This is a genomic window from Thalassobacillus hwangdonensis, from assembly GCF_042675915.1.
Lineage (GTDB): Bacteria > Bacillota > Bacilli > Bacillales > Halobacillaceae > Thalassobacillus_A > Thalassobacillus_A hwangdonensis.
Genome location: NZ_JBHTKL010000007.1, coordinates 1 through 21,910, shown reverse-complemented (window position 1 = coordinate 21,910; position 21,910 = coordinate 1). Strand labels below are relative to the sequence as shown.

Annotated in this window: 26 protein-coding genes; 2 read left to right on the top strand and 24 right to left on the bottom strand. The window is 44.4% G+C overall.

Going from position 1 to position 21,910, the window contains the following annotated elements:
• Window positions 1–42 precede the first annotated feature (42 nt).
• From ACFQ2J_RS18270 to metG, 13 genes are all read right to left on the bottom strand, one after another.
• On the bottom strand, window positions 43–996 hold the full coding sequence (locus tag ACFQ2J_RS18270; RefSeq protein ID WP_386064102.1) for a ribose-phosphate diphosphokinase: 954 nt from the start codon (window positions 994–996) through the stop codon (window positions 43–45).
• 16 nt (window positions 997–1,012) lie between these two features.
• A complete protein-coding gene (glmU, locus tag ACFQ2J_RS18265; RefSeq protein WP_386064099.1) occupies window positions 1,013–2,392 on the bottom strand; it encodes a bifunctional UDP-N-acetylglucosamine diphosphorylase/glucosamine-1-phosphate N-acetyltransferase GlmU in 1,380 nt (459 codons plus the stop codon).
• Between the two features lie 281 nt (window positions 2,393–2,673).
• Window positions 2,674–2,964: a septation regulator SpoVG gene (gene spoVG / locus ACFQ2J_RS18260; RefSeq protein ID WP_386064096.1), complete on the bottom strand. Its 291-nt coding sequence runs from the start codon at window positions 2,962–2,964 to the stop codon at window positions 2,674–2,676.
• 175 nt (window positions 2,965–3,139) lie between these two features.
• Complete coding sequence (purR, locus tag ACFQ2J_RS18255; RefSeq protein ID WP_386064093.1) at window positions 3,140–3,964, bottom strand: pur operon repressor; 825 nt, start codon at window positions 3,962–3,964, stop codon at window positions 3,140–3,142.
• 55 nt (window positions 3,965–4,019) lie between these two features.
• Window positions 4,020–4,889, bottom strand: coding sequence for a 4-(cytidine 5'-diphospho)-2-C-methyl-D-erythritol kinase (gene ispE, locus ACFQ2J_RS18250; RefSeq protein WP_386064090.1), 870 nt, complete (start codon window positions 4,887–4,889; stop codon window positions 4,020–4,022).
• 73 nt (window positions 4,890–4,962) lie between these two features.
• Window positions 4,963–5,142 (bottom strand): small, acid-soluble spore protein, alpha/beta type, encoded by a 180-nt coding sequence (locus ACFQ2J_RS18245; RefSeq protein WP_386064173.1) that lies wholly within the window; start codon window positions 5,140–5,142, stop codon window positions 4,963–4,965.
• Window positions 5,143–5,298: 156 nt separating this feature from the next.
• On the bottom strand, window positions 5,299–5,562 hold the full coding sequence (veg, locus tag ACFQ2J_RS18240; RefSeq protein ID WP_386064087.1) for a biofilm formation stimulator Veg: 264 nt from the start codon (window positions 5,560–5,562) through the stop codon (window positions 5,299–5,301).
• A gap of 231 nt (window positions 5,563–5,793) precedes the next feature.
• Window positions 5,794–6,696: a sporulation peptidase YabG gene (gene yabG, locus ACFQ2J_RS18235; RefSeq protein ID WP_386064084.1), complete on the bottom strand. Its 903-nt coding sequence runs from the start codon at window positions 6,694–6,696 to the stop codon at window positions 5,794–5,796.
• Between the two features lie 464 nt (window positions 6,697–7,160).
• On the bottom strand, window positions 7,161–8,036 hold the full coding sequence (gene rsmA / locus ACFQ2J_RS18230; protein WP_386064081.1) for a 16S rRNA (adenine(1518)-N(6)/adenine(1519)-N(6))-dimethyltransferase RsmA: 876 nt from the start codon (window positions 8,034–8,036) through the stop codon (window positions 7,161–7,163).
• Window positions 8,029–8,586, bottom strand: a complete 558-nt coding sequence (rnmV, locus tag ACFQ2J_RS18225; RefSeq protein WP_386064078.1) for a ribonuclease M5 — start codon at window positions 8,584–8,586, stop codon at window positions 8,029–8,031. The genes rsmA and rnmV overlap by 8 nt, the downstream gene beginning before the upstream one ends.
• 114 nt (window positions 8,587–8,700) lie before the next feature.
• Entirely contained in the window at window positions 8,701–9,936 is a 1,236-nt protein-coding gene (locus tag ACFQ2J_RS18220; RefSeq protein WP_386064075.1) for a ubiquitin-like domain-containing protein, read from the bottom strand.
• Between the two features lie 347 nt (window positions 9,937–10,283).
• The gene (locus ACFQ2J_RS18215) at window positions 10,284–11,054 is read right to left on the bottom strand and encodes a TatD family hydrolase (protein ID WP_386064072.1); all 771 of its coding nucleotides are present in this window, start codon (window positions 11,052–11,054) and stop codon (window positions 10,284–10,286) included.
• A gap of 74 nt (window positions 11,055–11,128) precedes the next feature.
• The gene (metG, locus tag ACFQ2J_RS18210; RefSeq protein WP_386064069.1) at window positions 11,129–13,081 is read right to left on the bottom strand and encodes a methionine--tRNA ligase; all 1,953 of its coding nucleotides are present in this window, start codon (window positions 13,079–13,081) and stop codon (window positions 11,129–11,131) included.
• 470 nt (window positions 13,082–13,551) lie between these two features.
• On the opposite strand from metG, the gene ACFQ2J_RS18205 reads away from it, so the two are divergent.
• On the top strand, window positions 13,552–13,827 hold the full coding sequence (locus tag ACFQ2J_RS18205) for an AbrB/MazE/SpoVT family DNA-binding domain-containing protein (protein WP_386064067.1): 276 nt from the start codon (window positions 13,552–13,554) through the stop codon (window positions 13,825–13,827).
• Window positions 13,828–13,934: 107 nt separating this feature from the next.
• Here ACFQ2J_RS18205 and rsmI read toward each other — a convergent pair whose 3' ends face one another.
• From rsmI to ACFQ2J_RS18150, 11 genes are all read right to left on the bottom strand, one after another.
• On the bottom strand, window positions 13,935–14,810 hold the full coding sequence (rsmI, locus tag ACFQ2J_RS18200) for a 16S rRNA (cytidine(1402)-2'-O)-methyltransferase (RefSeq protein WP_386064064.1): 876 nt from the start codon (window positions 14,808–14,810) through the stop codon (window positions 13,935–13,937).
• Window positions 14,782–15,081 (bottom strand): GIY-YIG nuclease family protein, encoded by a 300-nt coding sequence (locus ACFQ2J_RS18195; protein WP_386064061.1) that lies wholly within the window; start codon window positions 15,079–15,081, stop codon window positions 14,782–14,784. Before ACFQ2J_RS18195 ends, rsmI begins: the two co-directional genes overlap by 29 nt.
• The gene (locus tag ACFQ2J_RS18190; protein ID WP_386064058.1) at window positions 15,068–15,814 is read right to left on the bottom strand and encodes a tRNA1(Val) (adenine(37)-N6)-methyltransferase; all 747 of its coding nucleotides are present in this window, start codon (window positions 15,812–15,814) and stop codon (window positions 15,068–15,070) included. Before ACFQ2J_RS18190 ends, ACFQ2J_RS18195 begins: the two co-directional genes overlap by 14 nt.
• Before the next feature lie 70 nt (window positions 15,815–15,884).
• The gene (gene yabA / locus ACFQ2J_RS18185) at window positions 15,885–16,238 is read right to left on the bottom strand and encodes a DNA replication initiation control protein YabA (protein WP_386064055.1); all 354 of its coding nucleotides are present in this window, start codon (window positions 16,236–16,238) and stop codon (window positions 15,885–15,887) included.
• Between the two features lie 15 nt (window positions 16,239–16,253).
• Window positions 16,254–17,081, bottom strand: a complete 828-nt coding sequence (locus ACFQ2J_RS18180; protein ID WP_386064052.1) for a PSP1 domain-containing protein — start codon at window positions 17,079–17,081, stop codon at window positions 16,254–16,256.
• Between the two features lie 6 nt (window positions 17,082–17,087).
• The gene (gene holB / locus ACFQ2J_RS18175; protein ID WP_386064049.1) at window positions 17,088–18,074 is read right to left on the bottom strand and encodes a DNA polymerase III subunit delta'; all 987 of its coding nucleotides are present in this window, start codon (window positions 18,072–18,074) and stop codon (window positions 17,088–17,090) included.
• A gap of 12 nt (window positions 18,075–18,086) precedes the next feature.
• Window positions 18,087–18,527: a YaaR family protein gene (locus tag ACFQ2J_RS18170; protein WP_386064046.1), complete on the bottom strand. Its 441-nt coding sequence runs from the start codon at window positions 18,525–18,527 to the stop codon at window positions 18,087–18,089.
• Between the two features lie 25 nt (window positions 18,528–18,552).
• Window positions 18,553–18,882, bottom strand: a complete 330-nt coding sequence (locus tag ACFQ2J_RS18165; RefSeq protein WP_386064043.1) for a cyclic-di-AMP receptor — start codon at window positions 18,880–18,882, stop codon at window positions 18,553–18,555.
• A 51-nt stretch (window positions 18,883–18,933) separates the two neighbouring features.
• Window positions 18,934–19,572 carry a dTMP kinase gene (tmk, locus tag ACFQ2J_RS18160; protein ID WP_386064040.1) on the bottom strand — a complete coding sequence of 213 codons (639 nt, stop codon included), beginning with the start codon at window positions 19,570–19,572 and terminating at the stop codon, window positions 18,934–18,936.
• Between the two features lie 29 nt (window positions 19,573–19,601).
• Window positions 19,602–21,020: an aminotransferase class I/II-fold pyridoxal phosphate-dependent enzyme gene (locus ACFQ2J_RS18155; protein ID WP_386064038.1), complete on the bottom strand. Its 1,419-nt coding sequence runs from the start codon at window positions 21,018–21,020 to the stop codon at window positions 19,602–19,604.
• A 145-nt stretch (window positions 21,021–21,165) separates the two neighbouring features.
• Window positions 21,166–21,348 (bottom strand): sigma factor G inhibitor Gin, encoded by a 183-nt coding sequence (locus ACFQ2J_RS18150; protein ID WP_386064035.1) that lies wholly within the window; start codon window positions 21,346–21,348, stop codon window positions 21,166–21,168.
• 249 nt (window positions 21,349–21,597) lie between these two features.
• Between ACFQ2J_RS18150 and ACFQ2J_RS18145 the strand changes: the two genes are divergently transcribed.
• Window positions 21,598–21,783, top strand: coding sequence for a hypothetical protein (locus ACFQ2J_RS18145; protein ID WP_386064032.1), 186 nt, complete (start codon window positions 21,598–21,600; stop codon window positions 21,781–21,783).
• Window positions 21,784–21,910 lie beyond the last annotated feature (127 nt).

Below are 21,910 nucleotides of genomic sequence, written 5' to 3'. Positions count from 1 at the left end.
TCCCTATCCTACTGAGTGTTAAACCTGAATTCCTTATACGAATCAATCAAACAGGATGCTGATCGACTGGCGTTCGTGCACGCGGATGATCGCTTCACTGATCAACGGAGCAACAGAAAGCTCAGTGATCTTCCCACTCTTCTTATCTTCGCTGAGTGGAATGGTATTCGTTACGACAAGTTCCTTGATTTTGGAATTATCGATACGATCGATGGCTGGACCGGAAAGTACCGGATGCGTACAACATGCATACACTTCCTTGGCACCATTCTCGACGAGTGCATTTGCAGCAAGCGTGATCGTTCCAGCGGTATCAATGATGTCATCGATCAAAATCGCAGTTTTCCCTTCAATATTACCAACGATGTTCATTACTTCAGCCACATTTGGACGCGGACGACGTTTATCGATGATCGCAATCGGAGCTTTCAGTCGATCGGCCATTTTTCTCGCCCTTGTTACGCCTCCGTGGTCCGGCGATACGATAACCACATCTTCGAACTGCTTCTCTTCAAAGTAATCGGATAGTAGTGGTACTCCGACTAAGTGGTCGATCGGGATGTCAAAGAATCCTTGGATCTGCGGAGCATGCAAGTCAAGCATCAGAACACGGCTCGCTCCAGCTGTCTGTAGCAGGTTAGCAAGCAATTTAGCAGTGATCGGCTCACGCGCTCTTGCTTTTCTATCCTGGCGTGCATACCCGTAATAAGGCATGACGATATTGATGGTACGAGCAGAAGCGCGTTTCAAAGCATCGATCATGATCAGAAGTTCCATGATGTGCTGGTTGACTGGAGCACACGTGGACTGAACGACATACACATCACAGCCACGGATACTTTCTTCGATGTTGATTTGAATTTCGCCATCGCTGAACCTGGAAACCGTACATTGCCCTAATTCTGTACCAATGTTATCTGCGATTTCTTTTGCTAGTACAGGGTTCGAATTGAGTGAGAAAACTTTCAAGGATGGATCTTTGTATCCATTTGCCATTTGGAATACCCTCCAATTAGTCTTTTTTAATGTTTTTTATTTTTGAAGCATAGCCTTCTTTGTTCGTTTGACGGGACCTTGCGATCGATAACGCCTCAGCAGGTACATCCTCATTGATTGTGGAGCCTGCAGCAACGTATGCACCCTTACCGACTTTTACAGGAGCAATCAGATTCGAGTTGCATCCGATGAATGCATCATCTTCAATCGTAGTAAGGTGTTTATTCTGTCCATCATAGTTGACGGTGATCGTGCCGCAGCCGATATTTACACCTGTTCCTACTTCAGCATCGCCGATATAACTTAAGTGAGAAGCTTTACTTCCATCACCGAAAGTCGCTTTCTTCACTTCTACGAAATTGCCGATCTTCACTTCATCACCCAAATCAGAATTCGGACGGATATGTGCAAATGGTCCGATTTGAACACGTTTGCCGATTTTACTATCTGAAGCGACACTCTGTCGGATGACAGCAGCTTCGCCAACTTCACAATTGGTCAACGTCGTATGAGGACCAATGATGGCATCATTTTCGATAACGGTTTGCCCTTCGATCACACACCCAGGCTTGATCACGACATCCTGACCGATTTTAGCGTCTGGACTGATGTAAGTGTTTTCCGGGTCGATAAGAGAAACGCCGTTTCGCATATGCTGCTCATTCGTGCGCTTCTTCATCAAAGTTTCTGCCTGAGCAAGCGCTACACGATCATTGACGCCCAATGTCTCCGAAAAGGTGTCTGTCTGATAAGCATCGATTGTTTCATTGCCTGCTTTCAGAATTTCGATAACATCCGGCAAGTAATATTCACCCTGTACATTGTCATTCGACACATTCTCCAAAGCAGCGAACAACGATGCATTATCAAAGCAATACGTTCCTGTATTGATTTCTTTTATTGCGCGCTCCTGCTCGTCTGCATCTTTATGCTCGACGATCCGCTCCACTTGTCCATCTGAGCTGCGAACCACACGTCCGTAGCCTGAAGGATCCTCTGCGTGGGCAGTAAGGATAGTAGCCTTAGCTCCCTTACGATCATGGTGATCGAGCAATTGCTGCAGCGTTTCACCAGTCAACAATGGAGTGTCTCCACATACCACGACTGTTGTTCCTTCTTTATGTGCTAATATATCTTTCGCCTGCAGTACTGCATGCCCAGTACCCAGCTGCTCTTCCTGAACGACATAATGACTGTCTTCACCTAACTGGTCCTGGACTTTTTCCGCTCCAAAACCTACAACAGTAATCAATTCTTCTAAATCAAGTTTATTCAATTGGTCTACAACATGCTGAACCATAGGTTTTCCACATACGGGATGCAAAACTTTGTAAAGCTTTGACTTCATCCGTGTGCCTTGACCTGCGGCAAGCACTACTGCAAATCGATTTGTCATGAAGTAACCTCCATCCTGATTATCCATTAAAAATCATATCTTAAAATTCCGCCCATTTCAACAATACCCCACCATAGTCTTAATGGAACCGATTATTAATTTCACCTGATCTGAAATCCAGAAGATTTACGCATTTTCCCGCTATACGAAAAAGCCCACCCTTCCGTATCTCGAGATTGGGGGTGAGCCTTTATGCTACTATGTAAATGTAACCAGCAAACTTCCATAAAAAAGAAGCCTAACCTCTTTGAAGTTAGACCCCCTGATGTCTCTCTATCCTATTATGATGCTCCGGCTTCTTCGTATTCAACCTCAGTCTCTCCAACACGATGGTATTCTTCAAGAACTGCATCCTGAATTTTCCCACGAGTGTTCGAATTGATCGGGTGCGCGATATCACGGAATTCTCCATCCGGAGTCCGTTTGCTTGGCATCGCTACGAAAAGACCATTGTTACCATCAATAACGCGGATATCATGGACCACAAATTCTTGATCCAGAGTAATAGAAGCAATTGCTCGCATTCTTCCTTCGGTATTAACGCGTCGCAGTCTTACGTCAGTCACTTCCATTAATTTCACCACCTTTGTCCTAGGAACTTATTACACATAATTCCACAAAACAGTAAAAATTCCTTCATTTTTTCAAAAATTTTTTTAAATCTGAAAAATTTTAACAAATCCATAAACAAAAGCAGAAAGCCATTCTGCATCAGAACAGGCTTTCTGCTTTTCATTCCTAAAAATATTAAGATGTCAGCTCATTCAAAAGATTTCCGGGTTTCACGACAATCTGTCTGCTTCTATCATCCACGTTCATGATTTGGACGAGGGAGAGGTAATCATTAACCACCCTGTCCTCCTCTTCATCTTCCGCTTCGGCCAGCACACCGATCCCTGCGACATTCGCATTGAACTCCGTCAACAGATTACGCATACCGTTGATTGTCCCACCGGCTTTCATGAAATCATCAATGATCAGTACATTGGCACCCTCTGTGAGACTGCGCTTAGTAAGTACCATCGTCTGGATCTTCCGTGTCGAACCGGAAACATAGTTGATACTAACCGTAGAACCTTCCGTTACCTTTGGATCTCTGCGAGCAATGACGACTGGTACATTCAAATAATTCGCCACCGCATAGGCAAGCGGAATGCCTTTCGTTGCAACCGTCATCACAACATCGACTTCTTTATCTGTAAAGGCAGATGCGAACAAGCGACCAATATCTTTCACAGTTCCGGGCTCACCGAGCAGATCACTCATGAACAGGTAGCCGCCAGGCAATAAGCGTTCCGGATCTTCCAGCCGTTCACATAGTCCTTGTACGAACAGTTGGCTATAGGAAGTCGATGCTTTCGGGATGTACTTCACTCCACCAGCAGCACCGGAGACTGTCTGTAAATAACCGATACCTTCCTGTTGAAACATCTGATTGATGATACCAAGATCTTCACTGATCGATGATTTGGCAGCATCATACGTTTTTGAAAAGTGAGGGAGGGACACCAATTCTTGCGGATGATCGAGCAAGTAGTTCGTCATCGCTACTAAACGTTCACTTCGCTTCATTATTACACCTCTAAAACCGAATATTTTCATTAATTATACGTTATTTGTACGGTTTTTAGCAAGTGTCTGGACGATTTCCTAACATTCTTACGATATAAACCTCTTCACAAAAGCCTTTGAGGCTATTGTATATCCGCTGCGCACGCGTTTCCTGCTGCGCGAGGGCGAAGACAGTCGGACCACTGCCACTCATCAGTACGGCATCCGCTCCAGCCTGACTCATTTGATCTTTGATTTGATTGACTTGAGGGTGAAGCCTTGTCGTGACATACTCCAGTACATTACCGACCGACTGACAGACTTGGTCAAAATCACCTTTTTCAAGCGCATCGATCATGGCCGAGGTTTGAGGATGCTCTGCCGTTTCCAAATCCAGTTTTTGATAAACCGTTGCTGTGGATACTCCGATCGAAGGCTTGGCCAGGACCACCCAACAAGGTGGGGGCGCAGGTAATTCTGTTACCTTTTCTCCTCTGCCTTTTGCAAGTCCCGTGCCACCCAGCACACAGAAGGTAACATCAGAACCGATTTCCGAGCCGAGCAGCGCTAATTCAGACGTATCAATATCAAGCTCCCATAAGCGGTTAAGACCACGCAGGACAGCAGCTGCATCACTGCTCCCTCCAGCCAGTCCTGCAGCTACGGGAATATTCTTTTCAATGAAAATCCTTACCCCGGCTGAAACCCCGTACTTATCCTTCAACAATTTTGCTGCGCGAAATGCAAGGTTCCGTTCGTCATTCGGGACAAACCTGTTTTCAGACTCGATGATGATTCGGTCCTCATCCAGGTATTCCAGCTCAATCCGATCTGCAAGGTCTACCGTCGTCATCACCATTTCCACTTCATGGAACCCATCATCCCGTTTATGTAGCACGTCCAGGGAGAGGTTGATTTTGGCAGGGGCCTTCTCCATCAATTTCATACCAGTCACCTACTTTAACTTGTTCATAGAAAGCATTGTACCACAACTCCAACTAAAAAAGGGAGCACCCCCGTCAGGAGTGGTCCCTTTCCATCTGTCGCTGTGCCATCTGGACGGCCATTTTCACCATGTTTCCAGCATCTCTGGACTTGATCCCGCCCCAGCCTTCATTCTGGACAGTGTCGTAAATTCCAAGCTCTTTCGCAATTTCTTCTTTCAATTGGTCGGACATGATCCCTCTGCGTCTGCTCATACTCATGTGCAGCTCCTTTCGAAATCACTTAGCTACGACATGCTTAGTATGGGTGCATACACAGGCGCTCATCCTGACACAATAATGTCAGGGTTACATGATACTGGAACACCCACCTATGATATCTTCTGATAAAAAAAAGCAGTAAACCGAAGTTTACTGCTCACCTAGTACCATCTTGTTCATTTCTTCGAAGTTCAGTTCAACTGTCTCTGTAAGTACATCTGCATAGCTGTATGATACACGCTCAAACGCATTTTCTTCTTGGTCAAGCTCTACAATAAAGACTGATGGATACGTTTCGGCCAGAATGCCTGAACGCTGAATCGTCTTACGGCGACCTCCATTTGCAGTCAGTGTCAAACGCTTGCCAATTTGCTCTTCAAGGGATTGTTTGATCTCGAATAACGTTTTAGCCACTACACTCCACCTCACTGTTTTTAATTTTACCACACGCCCGAATTTTTGTCAAACAAAATATTATATTATATCAATATGACAAAATTAATGTCAATGAAATAATCGGTTATTTCTTAATTATTTCTTATTATCTCGAAAACAGGAAATTTTATGTATGTTTTTTACAGCGAAAACACGACAAAGGACTCATAACGTTGAGCAGGAACGATGAAGAAGGTATCTCATCCGGGTTCATTCATCCCCATATGAGATACCTTCTTCCTCTGTCGCTTCCTCTTCCTCATGCTCATGAAATGGCATCCCGATCCGCAGCAAGCCTCTCGTTTCTACTCCTCCGATTCCATTCTCCCCTGTCAGTGTATTCCTCAATACTTCATTCACTTCGACCTTCTCCATAAACGATGTATATGCGATCCTGGCCACAATATACACAGGGTCCAATGCGTGGATATTGATTCTTGTTGGAGAACTCGCATAGTTCGCACCAGCACGAATCAACGATTCAAAGTGCGATTGACAGGCTCCAGCGAATACCACTAGTTGATCCAGATGCTGGACATTATTACGTATTTCGCGAACCGCATCGACAAAAAATTTAGAATGTCGATATGCGCGGAGATCCCTTATGGAACCCTTGTTTTTTGAAAAAGAATCATGCCCTGTTATGACAATCACTTCAGGCTGAATTTTCTTTAATAATGGACCGATCTGATGGGGCATTTCCTTTTCATTCATGTACGTACCATGCACTTGAATCCCCAGCTGCTGATATAAGGATACGCACTTTTTCAGGAAGAGCTGGTCACCATCCAAATGCAGCACCCGAGGAGGGATTTGAAAATAGTTATTCGAATTGGTAAAACCATCGGTCGACTTATAATCACGTTTTTCTTTCAATAGTTGATAATCCTGTCTGAAGAGACGGTAAGAATAGTCTTCCTGGTTTTTGATCGTCCGTTTGTGCCGCCGGTATTCATCCGTCGTCACTTTTTTCAGATCTTCCAATGGAGCATCCGCTTCGATCCGATAATCTTCTCCGAAGAGTAGCGACCGCTGCCCCGTAACCGACTGCACGCGAAACAGAAGATCATGACCATAAGAAGCCCTTGTCACCAAATCCCCTTTAACAATCATAAACGCACCCACCTCACTCATCTCACTAACATAGCCTATGAAAAAAAAAGAAGGATGTGCTAAAGAAAAGCGGAGGTGCCTTGTTCACCCCCGACAAGCATAAGCAGAACGCCACAGGGAGGCGGTTTTACCTCCCGGTGGCGTTCTGCTTATGTCTCGAGCGTTTAGCCCTTGCAGCTGGATGATAATAAGTGTGGAAGCGACCGGGTAGTGCCGTATGAACTGGACTGAGCCGAAACTTATAGATAAAGAAGAAGCGCAGTCAACATACGTAGACTCCAGCGGGAACAGCACGAGTCCGAAGACCCCACAGGGAAGCGGTTTTTGCTTTCCGAGGAGGCTGAGGCCGTGCCCGCGGAAAGCGAAGTATGTTGACGAAGCGTCTATTGCTAAACAAAAGAAAGACTCCAACAATTCCATGGAATTGTTCGAGTCTTATTGTACAACATAACTTTTTTAAAGCTTCACGCTTCATATATAGCATTTGCCAAAGCAGCAAACTCTTCCATCGACAGAGATTCACCTCTGCGTCCAGGATCGATTCCTGCCGCTTCAAGCTTTGCCCGCAGTTCAGCTTTGTCTATCTTTCCTTTTAAATGACGGGATAAGTTGTTCATCAACGTCTTTCTACGCTGTCCGAATGTAGCCTGTACCACTTCGAAGAAAAACTCCTCGTCCTCCACGATGACCGGTGGTTCATCTCTAAGCTTCAATTGGAGCACGGAGGAATCGACATTCGGCTGTGGCATGAAAACGGTCTTAGGAACGTTCATCACGACCTTCGCCTCTGTATAATACTGGACAGCAATCGACAATGAACCATAGCTTTTCGTGTTCGGTTCAGCTGCCATCCGATCCGCCACTTCTTTTTGAATCATTACAGTGATGTTTTCAACTGGCAACCGCTCCATCAGCAGCTTCATCAGTATTGGAGTTGTAATGTAGTATGGAAGGTTGGCAACCACTTTCAGGCTCTGACCATGCTCAAAGTGTTGTTCAATGACGTTCCTGACATCTGCTTTCAGGATATCCTGATTGACGACAGACACATTATCATAAGCAGCCAACGTATCATCAAGAATCGGGACGAGCCGCTGGTCAATTTCAAAAGCCACCACTCTATCGGCATGACGGGCGAGCTGCTCTGTCAATGCTCCGATACCAGGACCGATCTCAATCGCTCCGGACTGGTCATCAATTCCTGCGTGCTGTACAATGTTTTCCAATATATTCACATCAATCAAAAAGTTCTGTCCTAAACTCTTTTTGAATGAAAACCCGTATTTCTGAAGTATTTCCTTCGTACGCGTCGGTGTAGCTATCGCTTTTGCTTTACTCATCATTTTCCTCCTGTAACCTCTCCATGGCCGTCATCAGCTCTTTATAAGAGATTTGGAACATGTGGAGTCGTTTTAACAGTTGCTTCCCATTCGTCTTTCCGATATTGAGCTGCTTCCCAAGCCACTCTCTTTTCCTGCTCGAGTCCGGACCGCCCAACAGACCTAAGTCAATCAAGTCCTGCTTTTCTATATCACTCTTTATACCCTTGTCAAGTTCATACACATTGGCTAACGCTTGCTGGATGTCAGAAAGGGTGGCATGCTCGATTCCAATCCCTTTATCCAGCTTCGCCCTCGCCTGCTCTTTTGGAAGGAAAGCGTGTTTACACCCTTCCACAGCATTTGAAACGATATGACGGATTCGTTCTCCCGGATAATCAGGATCCGTAAAGATGATGACGCCTCGTTTCTGCTGCGCATGTCTGATTCGTTCAATAATCTCTGCATTTATAGCCGAACCATTCGTCTCAATAGTATCTGCATTGACCGCCTGGTGGATCTTCGCAGTATCATCTTTACCTTCCACCACAATCACTTCTTTGATTCTCACGTCTCAGGTCCTCCATCACTTCCATGGAATTTGATAAAAACAGCATACCATAAATCAGGCAGTGAAACGTAACCATAGAAAAAAGCAGAGGAGAAATCCCCTCTGCCATTCGTTTTATTTCAAGATGGTCACTTTTACGGTTCTGCGCCCAAATCCTAGCGCCTTACTTTTCGAAGGATAGAATAAGTCGATTTTGTTACCTTTGATGGCACCACCTGTGTCGCCAGCTACCGCATAGCCGTAGCCTTCTACGTGAACACGCGTACCTAAAGGAATGACGTTCGGATCGACAGCAATGACTTTAGCATTCGGATTCGCATTCAGATTGATTCCAGTACTAGTAATACCAGAACACCCGGAACAGCTTGCTGTGTAAGCAGTAGCACTCATGTAAAGCGTTTGGGAACTGCTTGAGCTGCCACGTGACGGACTGCTTGAACTTGTCGTCGAAGCTTTTGTTGTAGCAACGGTTTTCGGCTTCGGTGGAGCCGGGTTTTTCGTACCGACAGCCACAATCCGCTGTTTGCTTTCTTTTACCGTTTCTTCTTTTACCAATTTACGATCGGTTTCTTTTCCATTTTTCAAGGTGACTTCATACTCTTTTGTCAGTAAACCTTCTTCCCCTTCAGAAACGACTTTCTCTTTTCCTTTCAGCAGGGAACTGTCATTCTTTTTCACAACGGAGTAGTCGATACTCTCCTCGACGATGTCCGTCACTTTTTCAACGCGCGTAATTACGATCGGTGTATCAGCAGAAAGTTCATCAGCCTTGGCTGGCTTCAATTCATCCAGCTTGCTCAGTTCGATTTTCTCCGCTTTCAGAAGATCTTCGACAGTACCGGATGTCGTCCATACTTTCTTTTCTTTCCCACCATCATCCACTGTGACTTGGAAAGCTTTATTGATTTCCACTGTCATGTCGGATTCAATAGGTGCGTCATTGGAAGCAGACAGCTTATCACGGTCATTTACCGTGATTTCATTCTCCTCCAAAAGTTCACCTACCGTATCAACCGTTGTATAATACGTATGTGTTTCATCATCGATCACTACATTCACCGGTTTTGCTGCGAGATATGTAATTTCCATCCCACTTGATAGTTCAGTAGATTGATTATGTGATAATTCATCATGTTCGGATACATCTATATTCAAATTTGCAAGTACATCTCCAACAGTATCTTGATGTGTTCTCAACGTTGTCGTCTCACCATTGGCTTTAACCATGACTTCAGCTTTCGTAGCTTCAAACGTCATCACACTCAGTAAGGCAATCAATACAGTGGTACTAATGATCGTTAGTGCCAACTTCTTTTTGGATGTTGGTACTAGTTTTGATAAAAAATTCATACCATCTGGCCCTCCTTAGACAATACCGTTGTATTATATAGATCGTGATCAAGGGTGTCAAACGATTCCCTGATTTGGAAACGGAATCCAGACGCCTCGGTCAACTTCTTCCAATATACACAGATAATGTCCAAAAGAAAATAACAGACATGTTACAATTCTCATACATTTAATTAAAATAATAGGTATATATACCTAATGTATGCGATTACGACAAGTAAGTGACAGAAACCCCCATGAGTTTCGGGGGAATTGGGCCTATGTTATGAAATCGTTTTGTTCAATAAAAATAGAAAAAAACCGCCTTTTTTAAGAAGGCGGTTGGAAAATGATACAAATATTACAATTCAGTTACGAATTCCGAAAAATTTCAATGCATTTTCGGTTGTTTTTGCAGTGACTTCTTCATAGGACAGCCCTTTGAGCTCTGCAATTTGTTCAGCGACAAGTTTCACGTATGCCGGCTCATTCCGCTTGCCACGATTCGGATGGGGCGCAAGAAACGGGCAGTCCGTTTCGATCAGCAAATGCTCCAGGTCGATTGCAGCTGCTACTTCCTTCGGTTCCTTGGCGTTTTTGAATGTTACTGGCCCACCGAGAGAAATCATGAAATTCATGTCTACACACTGCTTTGCGATGTCAGCAGGACCGCTGTAACAGTGCATGATTCCACCAACCTCTGCAGCATTTTCTTCCTTCAATATTGTTACGATATCATTGGTCGCTTCTCTATTATGAATAATGATCGGCATGTTCACCTTTTTTGCCAATGCAATTTGTTTCCGGAATACTTCCTTTTGAACGTCCTTTGGTGACTTATCCCAATGATAATCGAGTCCCATCTCACCTAAGGCAACAACTTTCGGATGTGCGGATAACTCTTCCAGCCATGCCAGGTCTGATTCTTCCATATCGATTGCGTCTACTGGATGCCACCCCACCGCAGCATAAATGTTTTTATGGGATTCAGCGATTTCGATTGCAAGAGGAATCGTCTCCCGATCGAACCCTACGACAACCATATACTCGACCCCTGTTTCTTTCGCCCGACGGATGACTTCTTCACGGTCTTCGTTGAACTGCCTCGCATTGAGGTGTACGTGTGTATCAAATAACATAATGCGTCCCACCTTTATTTAAAAATGATTCCATGAAAAAGGAAAAGCTGAAATTAGCTTTCCCTTTTTCTGATTTATTTAACTCGGGATCCGTTATCAAGTGTCTGATCAACAGATGCCAATGCAAGTTTCCCACTTTCATCTTCACCTGCGAGAATCATGCCTTGAGAAAGCTCACCACGTAGTTTGACAGGCTTAAGGTTCGTCACACAGATGACCTTTTTGCCAACAAGTTCCTCAGGCTTGTAATGTTCAGCGATACCTGAAACAACCTGACGTTTTTCATAACCGAGGTCCAGTTGGATCAGAAGCAGCTTGTCCGCTTTTTTCATAGGCTCTGCTTTCACTACTTCGGCCACTCGGAAGTCCAATTTCATGAAGTCATCAATGGTTACTTCCTGCGTTTCTTCTTTTTTCGGTTGCTCTTTCTTTTCTGGAGCAGGTTTTTTCATCATTTCTTTGATTGCCTGCACTTCTACATCTCCATCGAGACGAGGGAAGATCGGGTCGCCTTTCTTGACCGTTGTTCCAGCTTCGATCGCACCGATATTATCCAGGCTGTCCCAGGATTGTAAAGCATCATCTTCCAAACCTAATTGGTTGAAGATTTCACCAGGGGTCCTTGTCAGGAACGGCTGAAGCATGATGGCGATCTGACGCAGAGATTCTGCCAGATGGGCCATCACATTCCCGAGGCGCTCCTGTTTGCTTTCATCTTTCGCAAGTACCCAAGGCTGGGTTTCATCAATATATTTGTTCGTACGGCTCACGAACTGCCATAAAGTTGAAAGGGCAACGGAGAACTCCATGTTCTCAAGTGCATCTTCCACTTTTCCTTTCGTATCTTTCATCATCGTTTCCAATTGTTCATCGAATGTATCTTCACCTTGCTGTAAGGCAGGGATCTTTCCATCGAAATACTTGGAAATCATCGCTACCGTACGGTTCAACAGATTTCCGAGATCGTTGGCAAGATCATAATTGGTACGCTCGACAAAGCCTTCAGGTGTAAAGACCCCATCCGAACCGAACGGTACTTCACGTAGAAGATAATAACGCAGTGCGTCCAGTCCGTAGCGGTCAATCAACTGGACAGGATCGACGACGTTCCCTTTCGATTTGGACATTTTTCCGTCTTTCATAAGAATCCATCCGTGTGCGAAGACTTTCTTCGGCAAAGGAAGATCCAATGCCATCAGCATGATCGGCCAATAGATCGTATGGAAACGCACGATTTCCTTCCCAACAAGCTGTACATCGGCAGGCCAGAATTTCTGATAGCGTTCATCATTATCACTGTCGAAGCCTAATGCAGTAATATAGTTGCTCAATGCGTCAATCCATACGTAAATGACGTGTTCAGCGTTACCAGGTACTTGTACACCCCAGTCGAAGGTGGTCCTGGAAACAGCCAAATCTTCCAGTCCCGGCTTGATGAAGTTATTGATCATTTCATTTTTACGACTTTCCGGCTGGATGAACTCAGGGTTGCTTTCATAAAACGCAAGCAGCTGATCGACATACTTGCTCATTTTGAAGAAATAGGATTCTTCTTTCACCTTTTCAACAGGGCCACCACAGTCCGGGCACTTCCCATCGTCAAGCTGACGTTCCGTGAAGAATGACTCACACGGAGTACAATACCAGCCTTCGTACTGATCAAGATAAATATCTCCCTTTTCCATCAGGTAGGAAAAGATCTTTTTCACGACGGTCTTATGGCGATCCTGAGTCGTACGGATGAAGTCATCATAAGAAATATCAAGCTTCTTCCATAGATCCTCGATTCCACTTACAATATTATCGACATATTCCTGTGGAGTGACGTCCTGTTCTTTTGCTTTGCGCTGGATTTTCTGACCATGTTCATCAGTACCAGTCAAATACATGACATCGAATCCCCGTAGGCGTTTATATCGCGCCATTGCATCCCCTGCAACAGTCGTGTACGCATGCCCAATATGCAAATTACCACTCGGGTAATAAATCGGTGTAGTTATATAGAATGTATTTTTATCTTTCGGCATTGAAATTCCCTCCTCTTACTATGTGACAAAGGCTTTCATCTTCCAGTGAAGACTACTTTTCTGTATCTTCCTATTGTATCGATATATATAGATGATTTCCAATCCTAACATGAAAATATACGAAAACCCGTGCAGGTTTGGCAAAAAATTTACAGAGTTTGAAATCATTTTACAAATGACCCCCATAAAGGAGTCGAAGAATGTCGAAGAATTTGACTGCAAGCCAAAAACTTACATGTAAATAATTCGGATATGTAATTCTTACCAATTCGCTTGCAACCCTTTTTCCTTTTTGTGGGAAAATCGCTTGAAATACTTATATATCAACACCTAATATACCCAGGCTGGTACAATGTTCCTAATGTTCTGTAAATCCATATGAATTGACAGGATTGGGAATCGTTGGTATTATATAAGGTGACAGATGTCGAAATCTGGCGATTAACTTTTTTTTGAGGGGAGAAACAAAAATGAAATCAACTGGTATTGTAAGAAAGGTCGATGAGCTTGGCCGTGTCGTAATTCCGATCGAATTGCGCCGTACATTGGGGATCAACGAAAAGGATGCTCTGGAAATCTACGTGGATGACGACCGCATCGTACTTAAGAAGTACAAGCCTAACATGACTTGTCAAGTAACTGGGGAAGTATCTGACGACAATTTGTCACTGGCTAATGGCAAGCTGGTTCTAAGCAAAGAAGGCGCAGAGCTTCTAATGAAAGAAATCCAAAGCAGTATTAAATAATTGAGCGGTTTAACAAATTGGAGCATAAATAGATAAAACGCCACTCCAATACGAATGAAACACTGACTAACGACTGGTAGTCAGTGTTTCTTTTTGTTTTCAAAACATCAATCATTGATGTGATACGCCTGATAGACTTCTCTTTTCGGTAATTTACGTTCTGTTGCTACCGCTTTGATGGCATCTTTACTGGACATATCTTCCGATTCAATATAATGCGTAACGTGATCGATTACAGAAAGCGCACTCCACCATAGGACATCATCAACTTGATCTTCTTCCGTACCTTCAACGATGACACAGAATTCCCCCCTGATTTCCTGTTCTTCTGCCCACTCTCTCACTTCAGTCATGCTGCCGCGAATGAATTCCTCATACTTTTTCGTCAACTCACGTGACAACGCTACGGATCTATCCCCGAACACTTCATGAAGAGCCTTCAGCATTTCCTTCAAGCGATGAGGAGATTCATAGAAGATGATCGTGGAACGGATTTTCTTCAATTCCACCAGTTCTGCTTCGCGTTCCTTTTTCTTTCTAGGCAGAAATCCATGGAAGTGGAACGTATCTGTCTGCAATCCCGAACCAACCAATGCACACAGGGCTGCATTCGCACCAGGCAGTACTACCACCGGAATATCTCTTCCGACCGCAGCTTTTACCAGCTCAAAACCAGGATCAGACACACCGGGCATACCGGCATCGCTAACGACGGCAATACTTTCTCCTTTTTCCAACCGATTGAGCAATGCGTCTTCCCGTGCCTGCTTATTATGTTCATGGTAACTGATGAGCTCGTTTTGGATGTCAAAATGGTTGAGAAGCTTTTTCGTATTCCTTGTGTCTTCCGCAGCAATCACATCCGCTTCTTTCAGCAAACGAACCGCACGGAACGTCATATCCTCAAGATTACCGATCGGCGTCGGAACAATATAAAGGGTGCCATAGTCGGTATCACCTGCGTAGCTTTTCTGTATCTTCATCTTGCATCCCTGCTTTCTGTTCCGCGATCCACAGTTCCTTTTTCCCCCGCGACCACGTTTTGATTTCATACTCCCTTTTCATTGCGTCCTGCTTCGTATCATATACCTCGAAACATTCGAGCACGACAGGCCCTCTGCCCCTGGTGTACTTTGCCCCTTTACCTTCCTGATGTTTTTTCAGTCGGTTACTTAGATCATTGGTATAACCCGTATATAAGCTATCATCCCCACAGCGCAGCATATACACACAATGCTGTTTATCCACGACCATATAAAATCTCCCGCATTTCATCCGTATACTCATTATCAGCAGTGAACGTATATAACGGAGGGAGCACTTTCAGATCCGCTCTCCCATCACGCGTCCCTTCGATCAAAAGAATGTTTGCTTCTTTGCCTTCTTTCGGGTGCACAAGCCGGATGCGTTTCGGCTCGATTTGATACTTCCGGAATAAATAGATGATGTCCGCCATTCTTCCAGGACGATGCACCATCGAAATCTTTCCACCGGAGCGGGTGAGCCGACTACAGGCAAAAATGATTTCTTCCAAGTTGCCAAAGATTTCGTGACGTGCGATTGCTACATGTTCATTGATATTCTGTTCTTGTTTCTGGGGGGTAGGAAAGTATGGAGGGTTGCAGGTAACTAAGTCGAATGCGCCGTTGCCAAGTTGCTTCGGCATGTCCCGTAGATCGCCGTGGACCATTCGCAGCTGATTTTCCAGTCCATTCAGCTCCACATTCCTTTCCGCCATATCGTACAGTCGCTGCTGGATTTCAACCCCGCTGATGGATGCATGGGATCGTGTAGATAGCAGTAACGGTATCACACCATTACCGGTACACAAATCGAGGATGTTACCCCGTTTAATCGGTACATAAGTAAAATGAGCGAGCATGACCGCATCCAGGGAGAAAGCGAATGCTGTCGGGCTCTGGATGATCCGCATGTTCTCTTTGGCAAGCAAGTCGTCGATCCGCTCATCATCTTTCAATTCAATCATTTACATCTCATCCTTTTTCGATCAACTATAAAAAGAAAGCCTCTCCCGTAGAGGAAAGGCTTTGGAAGGTTTACTTTTTGTTAAGAAAAGACAGGCAAAAAAGACAGTCTTCTTTTCGTGGGCTGCCAAAATGCAGGTTGCAGATATGAAATCCTTCTTCATACAGTCTTGCCAGGTTATCATATCCTTCTCCGACAGCCGGCTCCCGTGCATCACCTTTCCCAGCTCGTTCATCCCCTGATGCTTTCTCCATCGATGTTTCATGGTCCAACCGCTTTCTGAGATGATGATTCTCAAGCGTCAGGTGCTGGTTCTCTTCCAACAAGTGGGCAAGGTGCTTCTTCAGATCGCCAAGCTGCTGATACAGCTCACCAATCTGAGATTCCAAATGTGAAACTTGGTCAAAAATATCTTTCTTGTTCACGTTGCTTGCACCCCATCATTCTGTGGCTTGGGCTGAAACGACACCTTCATCGATCAAATCCTGAAGCGTATATTCTAGCGTACGCTCCTGCTCAGGGAATTCAATCTGAACAAGTCGTTCTAGCATATTAAGACCGACAACTTTCCCTTTCCCCATCGTAGTGACAATCCGCTGACCGAGATCAGGAAGTTCACGTTTGGCAGACTCATAGTTGTCATTCTCATACTTCAAGCAGCACATCAAGCGACCGCATAACCCGGAAATTTTGGCAGGGTTCAGAGATAGATCCTGATCCTTGGCCATCTTGATGGAAACTGGTTCAAAATCACCAAGGAACGTAGAGCAGCACAGCATTCTTCCACAAGGACCGATGCCTCCAAGCATTTTCGCTTCATCCCTTACGCCGATCTGCCTCAGTTCAATCCTTGTCTTGAACACAGATGCCAAATCCTTAACGAGATTACGGAAGTCGACACGCCCATCAGCCGTAAAGTAAAAAATCACTTTATTCCGATCGAATGTATATTCAACTTCCACAAGTTTCATATCCAGCTTATGTTCGGCAATTTTCGTTTCGCATATATGGTATGCCTTTTCCGCATTATCTTTATTCTCTGCAACACTCAACTTATCTTTTTCGTCAGCGATTCGAATGACTTTTTTCAGAGGAAGTACGATATCCTCTTCATCCACTTGCTTGTTCGCAATGACGACTTTACCGAATTCGATCCCGCGGACAGTTTCGACGATGACATAGTCGTCTGTCGTCATGTTCCATTGACCGGGATCGAAGTAATATATTTTACCCGCTTTTTTAAAACGGACACCGATCACTTCAATCAAACATGATCACCCCTGTAAATGAAGTGTGAGCTGTTCCATCACTAAAGTAGGATGGACATTCTGATTTATCTTACGCTTCGCCTCAAGTAGGAAAGACAGCTGCTTTACTGCTTTCTGACGGGACCATTTCATCGCCGCTTGCTCCATTCTCTCTTTTTCTTGAATGAAAACGAGCGCTTCCTGCCTGTCCAAATGGAAGTTGATCAGGTCCTTGAACCAGAAAATCAGTAGATCCAACCCTTGTTGGAGCTGTACTCTTTCTTTAAAATGAGGCATCCACTTATGGTTGATAAATAAAAGCGCTTCACTTGGATTATTTTGTAGCACTTCAATTAATTGTATCACTAATTTTCGTGCATTAGCAAACCAATCATCCTCGCTCATTTCGAGAGCTTCCGTAAGATTATTGGTCATGTTTGCAAACAGTCGTGCGCTGGACTCACTCAACCCTTCCGCTATCAATTTCCGCTCCACATGGACCGGGTTCAAGGGCTGGAATGCCATCAATTGGCAGCGGGAGCGAATGGTATCCAGCATGGATTGGCCGTTTTCTGTCAACAGCATCGCAGTCGTCTGTTTACTAGGTTCCTCAAGGAATTTCAATAGACGATTGGATGCGTTCACTGTCATTTTATCCGCATCGTCAATGATATAGATTTTACGGTTCGACTCCATTCCGGTATAAGTGAATTCTTTCTGAAGGTGAAGAATCTGATCTTTTTTGATCGACGCTCCATCCGGCTCCACCCAATGCACATCCGGATGATTTCCGGAATCGATCCTTCTGCATTCCCTGCACTCCAGACAAGGTGCGGCTTCCTCTCGATTGGGACAAAAGATACTCTTTGCGAAGTGCTTGCTGATCTCCCTTTTCCCCGTCCCTTTCGCCCCTTGAAAAAGATAGGCATGGGAGATGCGGTCTTTTTTCAAACTGTTGATCAGCATCTGGCTGACCAATGGCTGGATCTCCTGCATATCCGTCCATGTATTCACTGGCTTTCATCCTTAAGTATATAAGTTTATCAATAATCCTTTGATTTCTCCGATAACCCCAAGAATATCGATCGATTTCTTTTCCTGATCCATCACTGTTTCCGTCAGTTCGTTCAGCTTGTCATCGACACTTTCCACAATCGTCAGCTTTCTGTTCTGCCCATTCATATTCCAACTGTGGGAATGCTTCAAGTTCATTCCGTATTGAACAGACTCCTCGAGAAACCCTTTGATCAGACGCTTATATTTCGCCAAATCCTGAAACGATCTTGATTTGGCAAGGCGGTCCCCCTGCGCATTGATATCTTTCACAAGACGATTGAGCTGATCTTTCTGCAGCTTTTCACTCTGGGAGTGGACGAGCGCATCGAAATCTTTCCTGCCTTTAGTAAAGGCAGGACTCTGTTTCTGCGAAGCATCCAATTGTGATCGTACATCCTGTGTGATCTTCATGACTTATGCTCCTTTATGTTACGGACTAGAATTGGAAAAATGATTCTACCGGCAGCACGAATACAGTAGCGCCACCGACTTCCACTTTGACAGGTTTCGGGATATAAGAATCCGCATTTCCGCCCATCGGGGATATCGGAGCAACCATCTGCTCCCGCTGGCTGCAATTTTTCTTAATGATCTCCAGTGCTTCATCTACATACTGATCTTCACACCCGATCATGAAGGTTGTGTTGCCTTCTTTGAGAAACCCACCAGTTGTCGCAAGCTTGGTAGTCTTGAAATTGTTATCCGATAAAGCATCTGTCAATCGGTTGCTGTCCTTATCCTGAACTACTGCAACAATCATCTTCATAAGACCATACCTCCTGTATGTCTTTTTTTCATTATACCAAATTATTCCGGATCACTTATTTCTGTCGATAAGAAAAGAAGAAAGCTGCTTCATTGCTTCTTCCTGAACAGCTTCAAACGATTGATCCGCATCGATTACATGGAACCGTTCCGGGTAACGAACAATCAGCTTCTGATATGCTTCATACACCTTTTGATGGAAATCCAACTTTTCAACATCCAGGCGATTTTTTTCTCTTGCATCATTTGAGGCAATTCGCTGCAAGCCTCGTTCCGGTTTGATATCAAAAAACAATGTCATATCCGGCATGCATTGTTCGATTGCAAACTCGTTGATCTGAAGGACTTCTTCCATCCCCAATCCTCGAGCATGTCCTTGATAGGCGAGACTGCTGTCAACGAAGCGATCGCATAGTACGATTTTTCCTGCTTCGAGTGCCGGCAGCACCTTCTCCACTAAATGCTGTCTTCTTGCAGCCGCATACAATAGTGCCTCAGTTCTTCCGTCCATAGCGGTATGTTTCCGATCCAGAATGATTTCACGAATCTTTTCTGCAATTTCAATTCCGCCCGGCTCTCTTGTAGGAAGGACATCATACCCTTCCTCCTTTAATCGTTCGGTGAGTGCTGCAAGAACCGATGTCTTCCCAGCACCTTCCCCGCCTTCGAATGTAATGAATAACCCTTTCACAACTCATTCTCCTTTATGTACGTAGCCATCTATAGAAAAGTTGAAATACCTTTATGAATACGATTATTTTGAAACGTCGCTCCCTGGTGTAGTAATGCTTTGACATGCTCAATATGGAACGGGGTGATTTCCTCCCCTTTCAAGATCAACGGGATTCCCGGTGGATACGGAACGACAGCCTTCGCAGCAACACTGCCGACCGCCTCGTCCCACTCAACAAACGTAGCCTGTTTCTCTTTCATCTCCATATAAGACAACTTCAATTCCTGCAATTCCGGAAACGTTACACTATCATTAATTGTATCATGCATCGGGGATATTTTTAATTGATCATTTGCATGCTTTACTTGTTGAACAAGCTTTTTCACATCGATGACATCCCCCAGCCCTAAAATAAGCAGCACTTGCTTAGTAGTTGCCAGCTCAGGATAAATTCCCGCAGATTCCAGCGCACCAGCGAGCTGGAATCCCGTCTTCCCTTCCTTTGCCTCAAGGGTGATTTTCAAAGGGTCATCATTGGGTGTTATAGGATTTACCTTCCAAAATTTGCTTACTGTCAAACATTCCCTGATATCTACTATACGCTCCATGACGCTTTGCATTTTTTCTTTCGACAAGGTTGCTAAGAAATGACGCGCTAAATCCAAACTGGCCATTAATGGGTACGAAGGACTACTGGACTGCACGACCTGAAGAAAATGCTGCAGATTTTCCTGATCAACTAAGTCAGAGCGGATATGTAAGAGTGAAGCCATCGTCATTGCAGGTGCCATTTTATGGGCAGACTGTACGACGACATCAGCACCTTGTTCCAATGCTGGTGCTGGAAATGGCGAACCAAGATGGAAATGAACCCCATGTGCCTCATCCACAAGCACAGGTACATCCTTTGAATGAGCGGTCTTCACTATTTTTGTTAAGTCAAATGCTCTTCCAAAGTAATCCGGGTGGGTAAGAATCACTGCTTTTACATCCGGGTAGCTGTTGAGTGCTCTCTCGACAACGACAGCATCGATGCCACTGTAGCGTCCCGTGTCGGCTTCAAACTTTGGTGCCAAAAACACGGGCTTAGCCCCGGCAAGTTCAAGCCCATGCATGATGGATTTATGACTGTTTCGTTGGACCAGTACCCTGTCACCCGGGGAACAGACCGCAAGAATCATCGCAAGATTACCAGCAGTCGTACCATTGATCAGAAAATGTGTACGATTACTGCCAAAATAAGCCGAAGCGAGTGCCTCACTTCGCTCAATGATCCCTTCCGGTGCATGCAGATCATCCATGCCCGTAATTTCTGTAACGTCCAATTGCAAAATGGATTGGAAATCCTTCTGCGCTTTTTGTGGGAATACCCGGCCATGCTTGTGACCAGGCACATGAAAAGAATCCAGCTTTCTTTCTTTGAATGTATGTAATGCATCGTATAATGGCGTCTGATTTTGGTCCATGTTCAAATCTCCGTTCTTCATGAAATCTATTTCATCTTATCGAAAAGCTCCCATACTAGCAATGAAAGAAGCGGACACTCTACCAATTGACCAAACTTTCTTAAAGAAATAAAAAAGAGACCCTGTACTCGACGAGGTCTCCAATCTATGAATGAATCACCGATTTGCTGATCGTTTTCAGCTTTTCGATGAAAAATTGATATCTCGCATCTCCAGGGTCAGTCGTAAGCATCTCTTTCTCACACGACTCACAGATATACAGTTGATAGATGTGGATGCCGTCATCTTTCACTTCGTTACATACCCCACATCGGCTTTTTTTCTTCATGTTCCTCACCTCCATAGGTATAGCATGTCCAAATCTATTAAACTTATACATGTTTTTTCATAAAATCATAGCCTGGAAATACTACTCCCTTTCATGCTAGGAAGCGGATGATCTTTCTGTTGCTTGGAAAAAAATTTATTCAACATAAGAATGAAATAGTATAAAGTGGAATGAAAGATAACATAGTTGGAAGAGCACGCATTGTTACATTTAAAGAATTTCTTGTACAACTATTAAGGGGCGATTCTCATGATGAAACGTATAAAAGCTTTATCACATAAAAAGTTTTTTGCAATTGGTCTGATGCTGATCTTCATTGGCGGCTTACTTCCTTATGAGTTTAGATTCTTCCTCTTAAGAGCGGTAATCTGGGGTATTGCCTTTATACTTGTTTTATATGCTCATGACAAGAGAGTTTCCACTCGGAAAAGATGATTATGTATCCTTTTCATTCTCGGATAAAGATATTACATACGATAAAAAAACCCAGAAGCGCAATGCTTCTGGGTTTCATCTGTGCCTAGCGGTGTCCTACTCTCACGGGGGTAAACCCGACTACCAT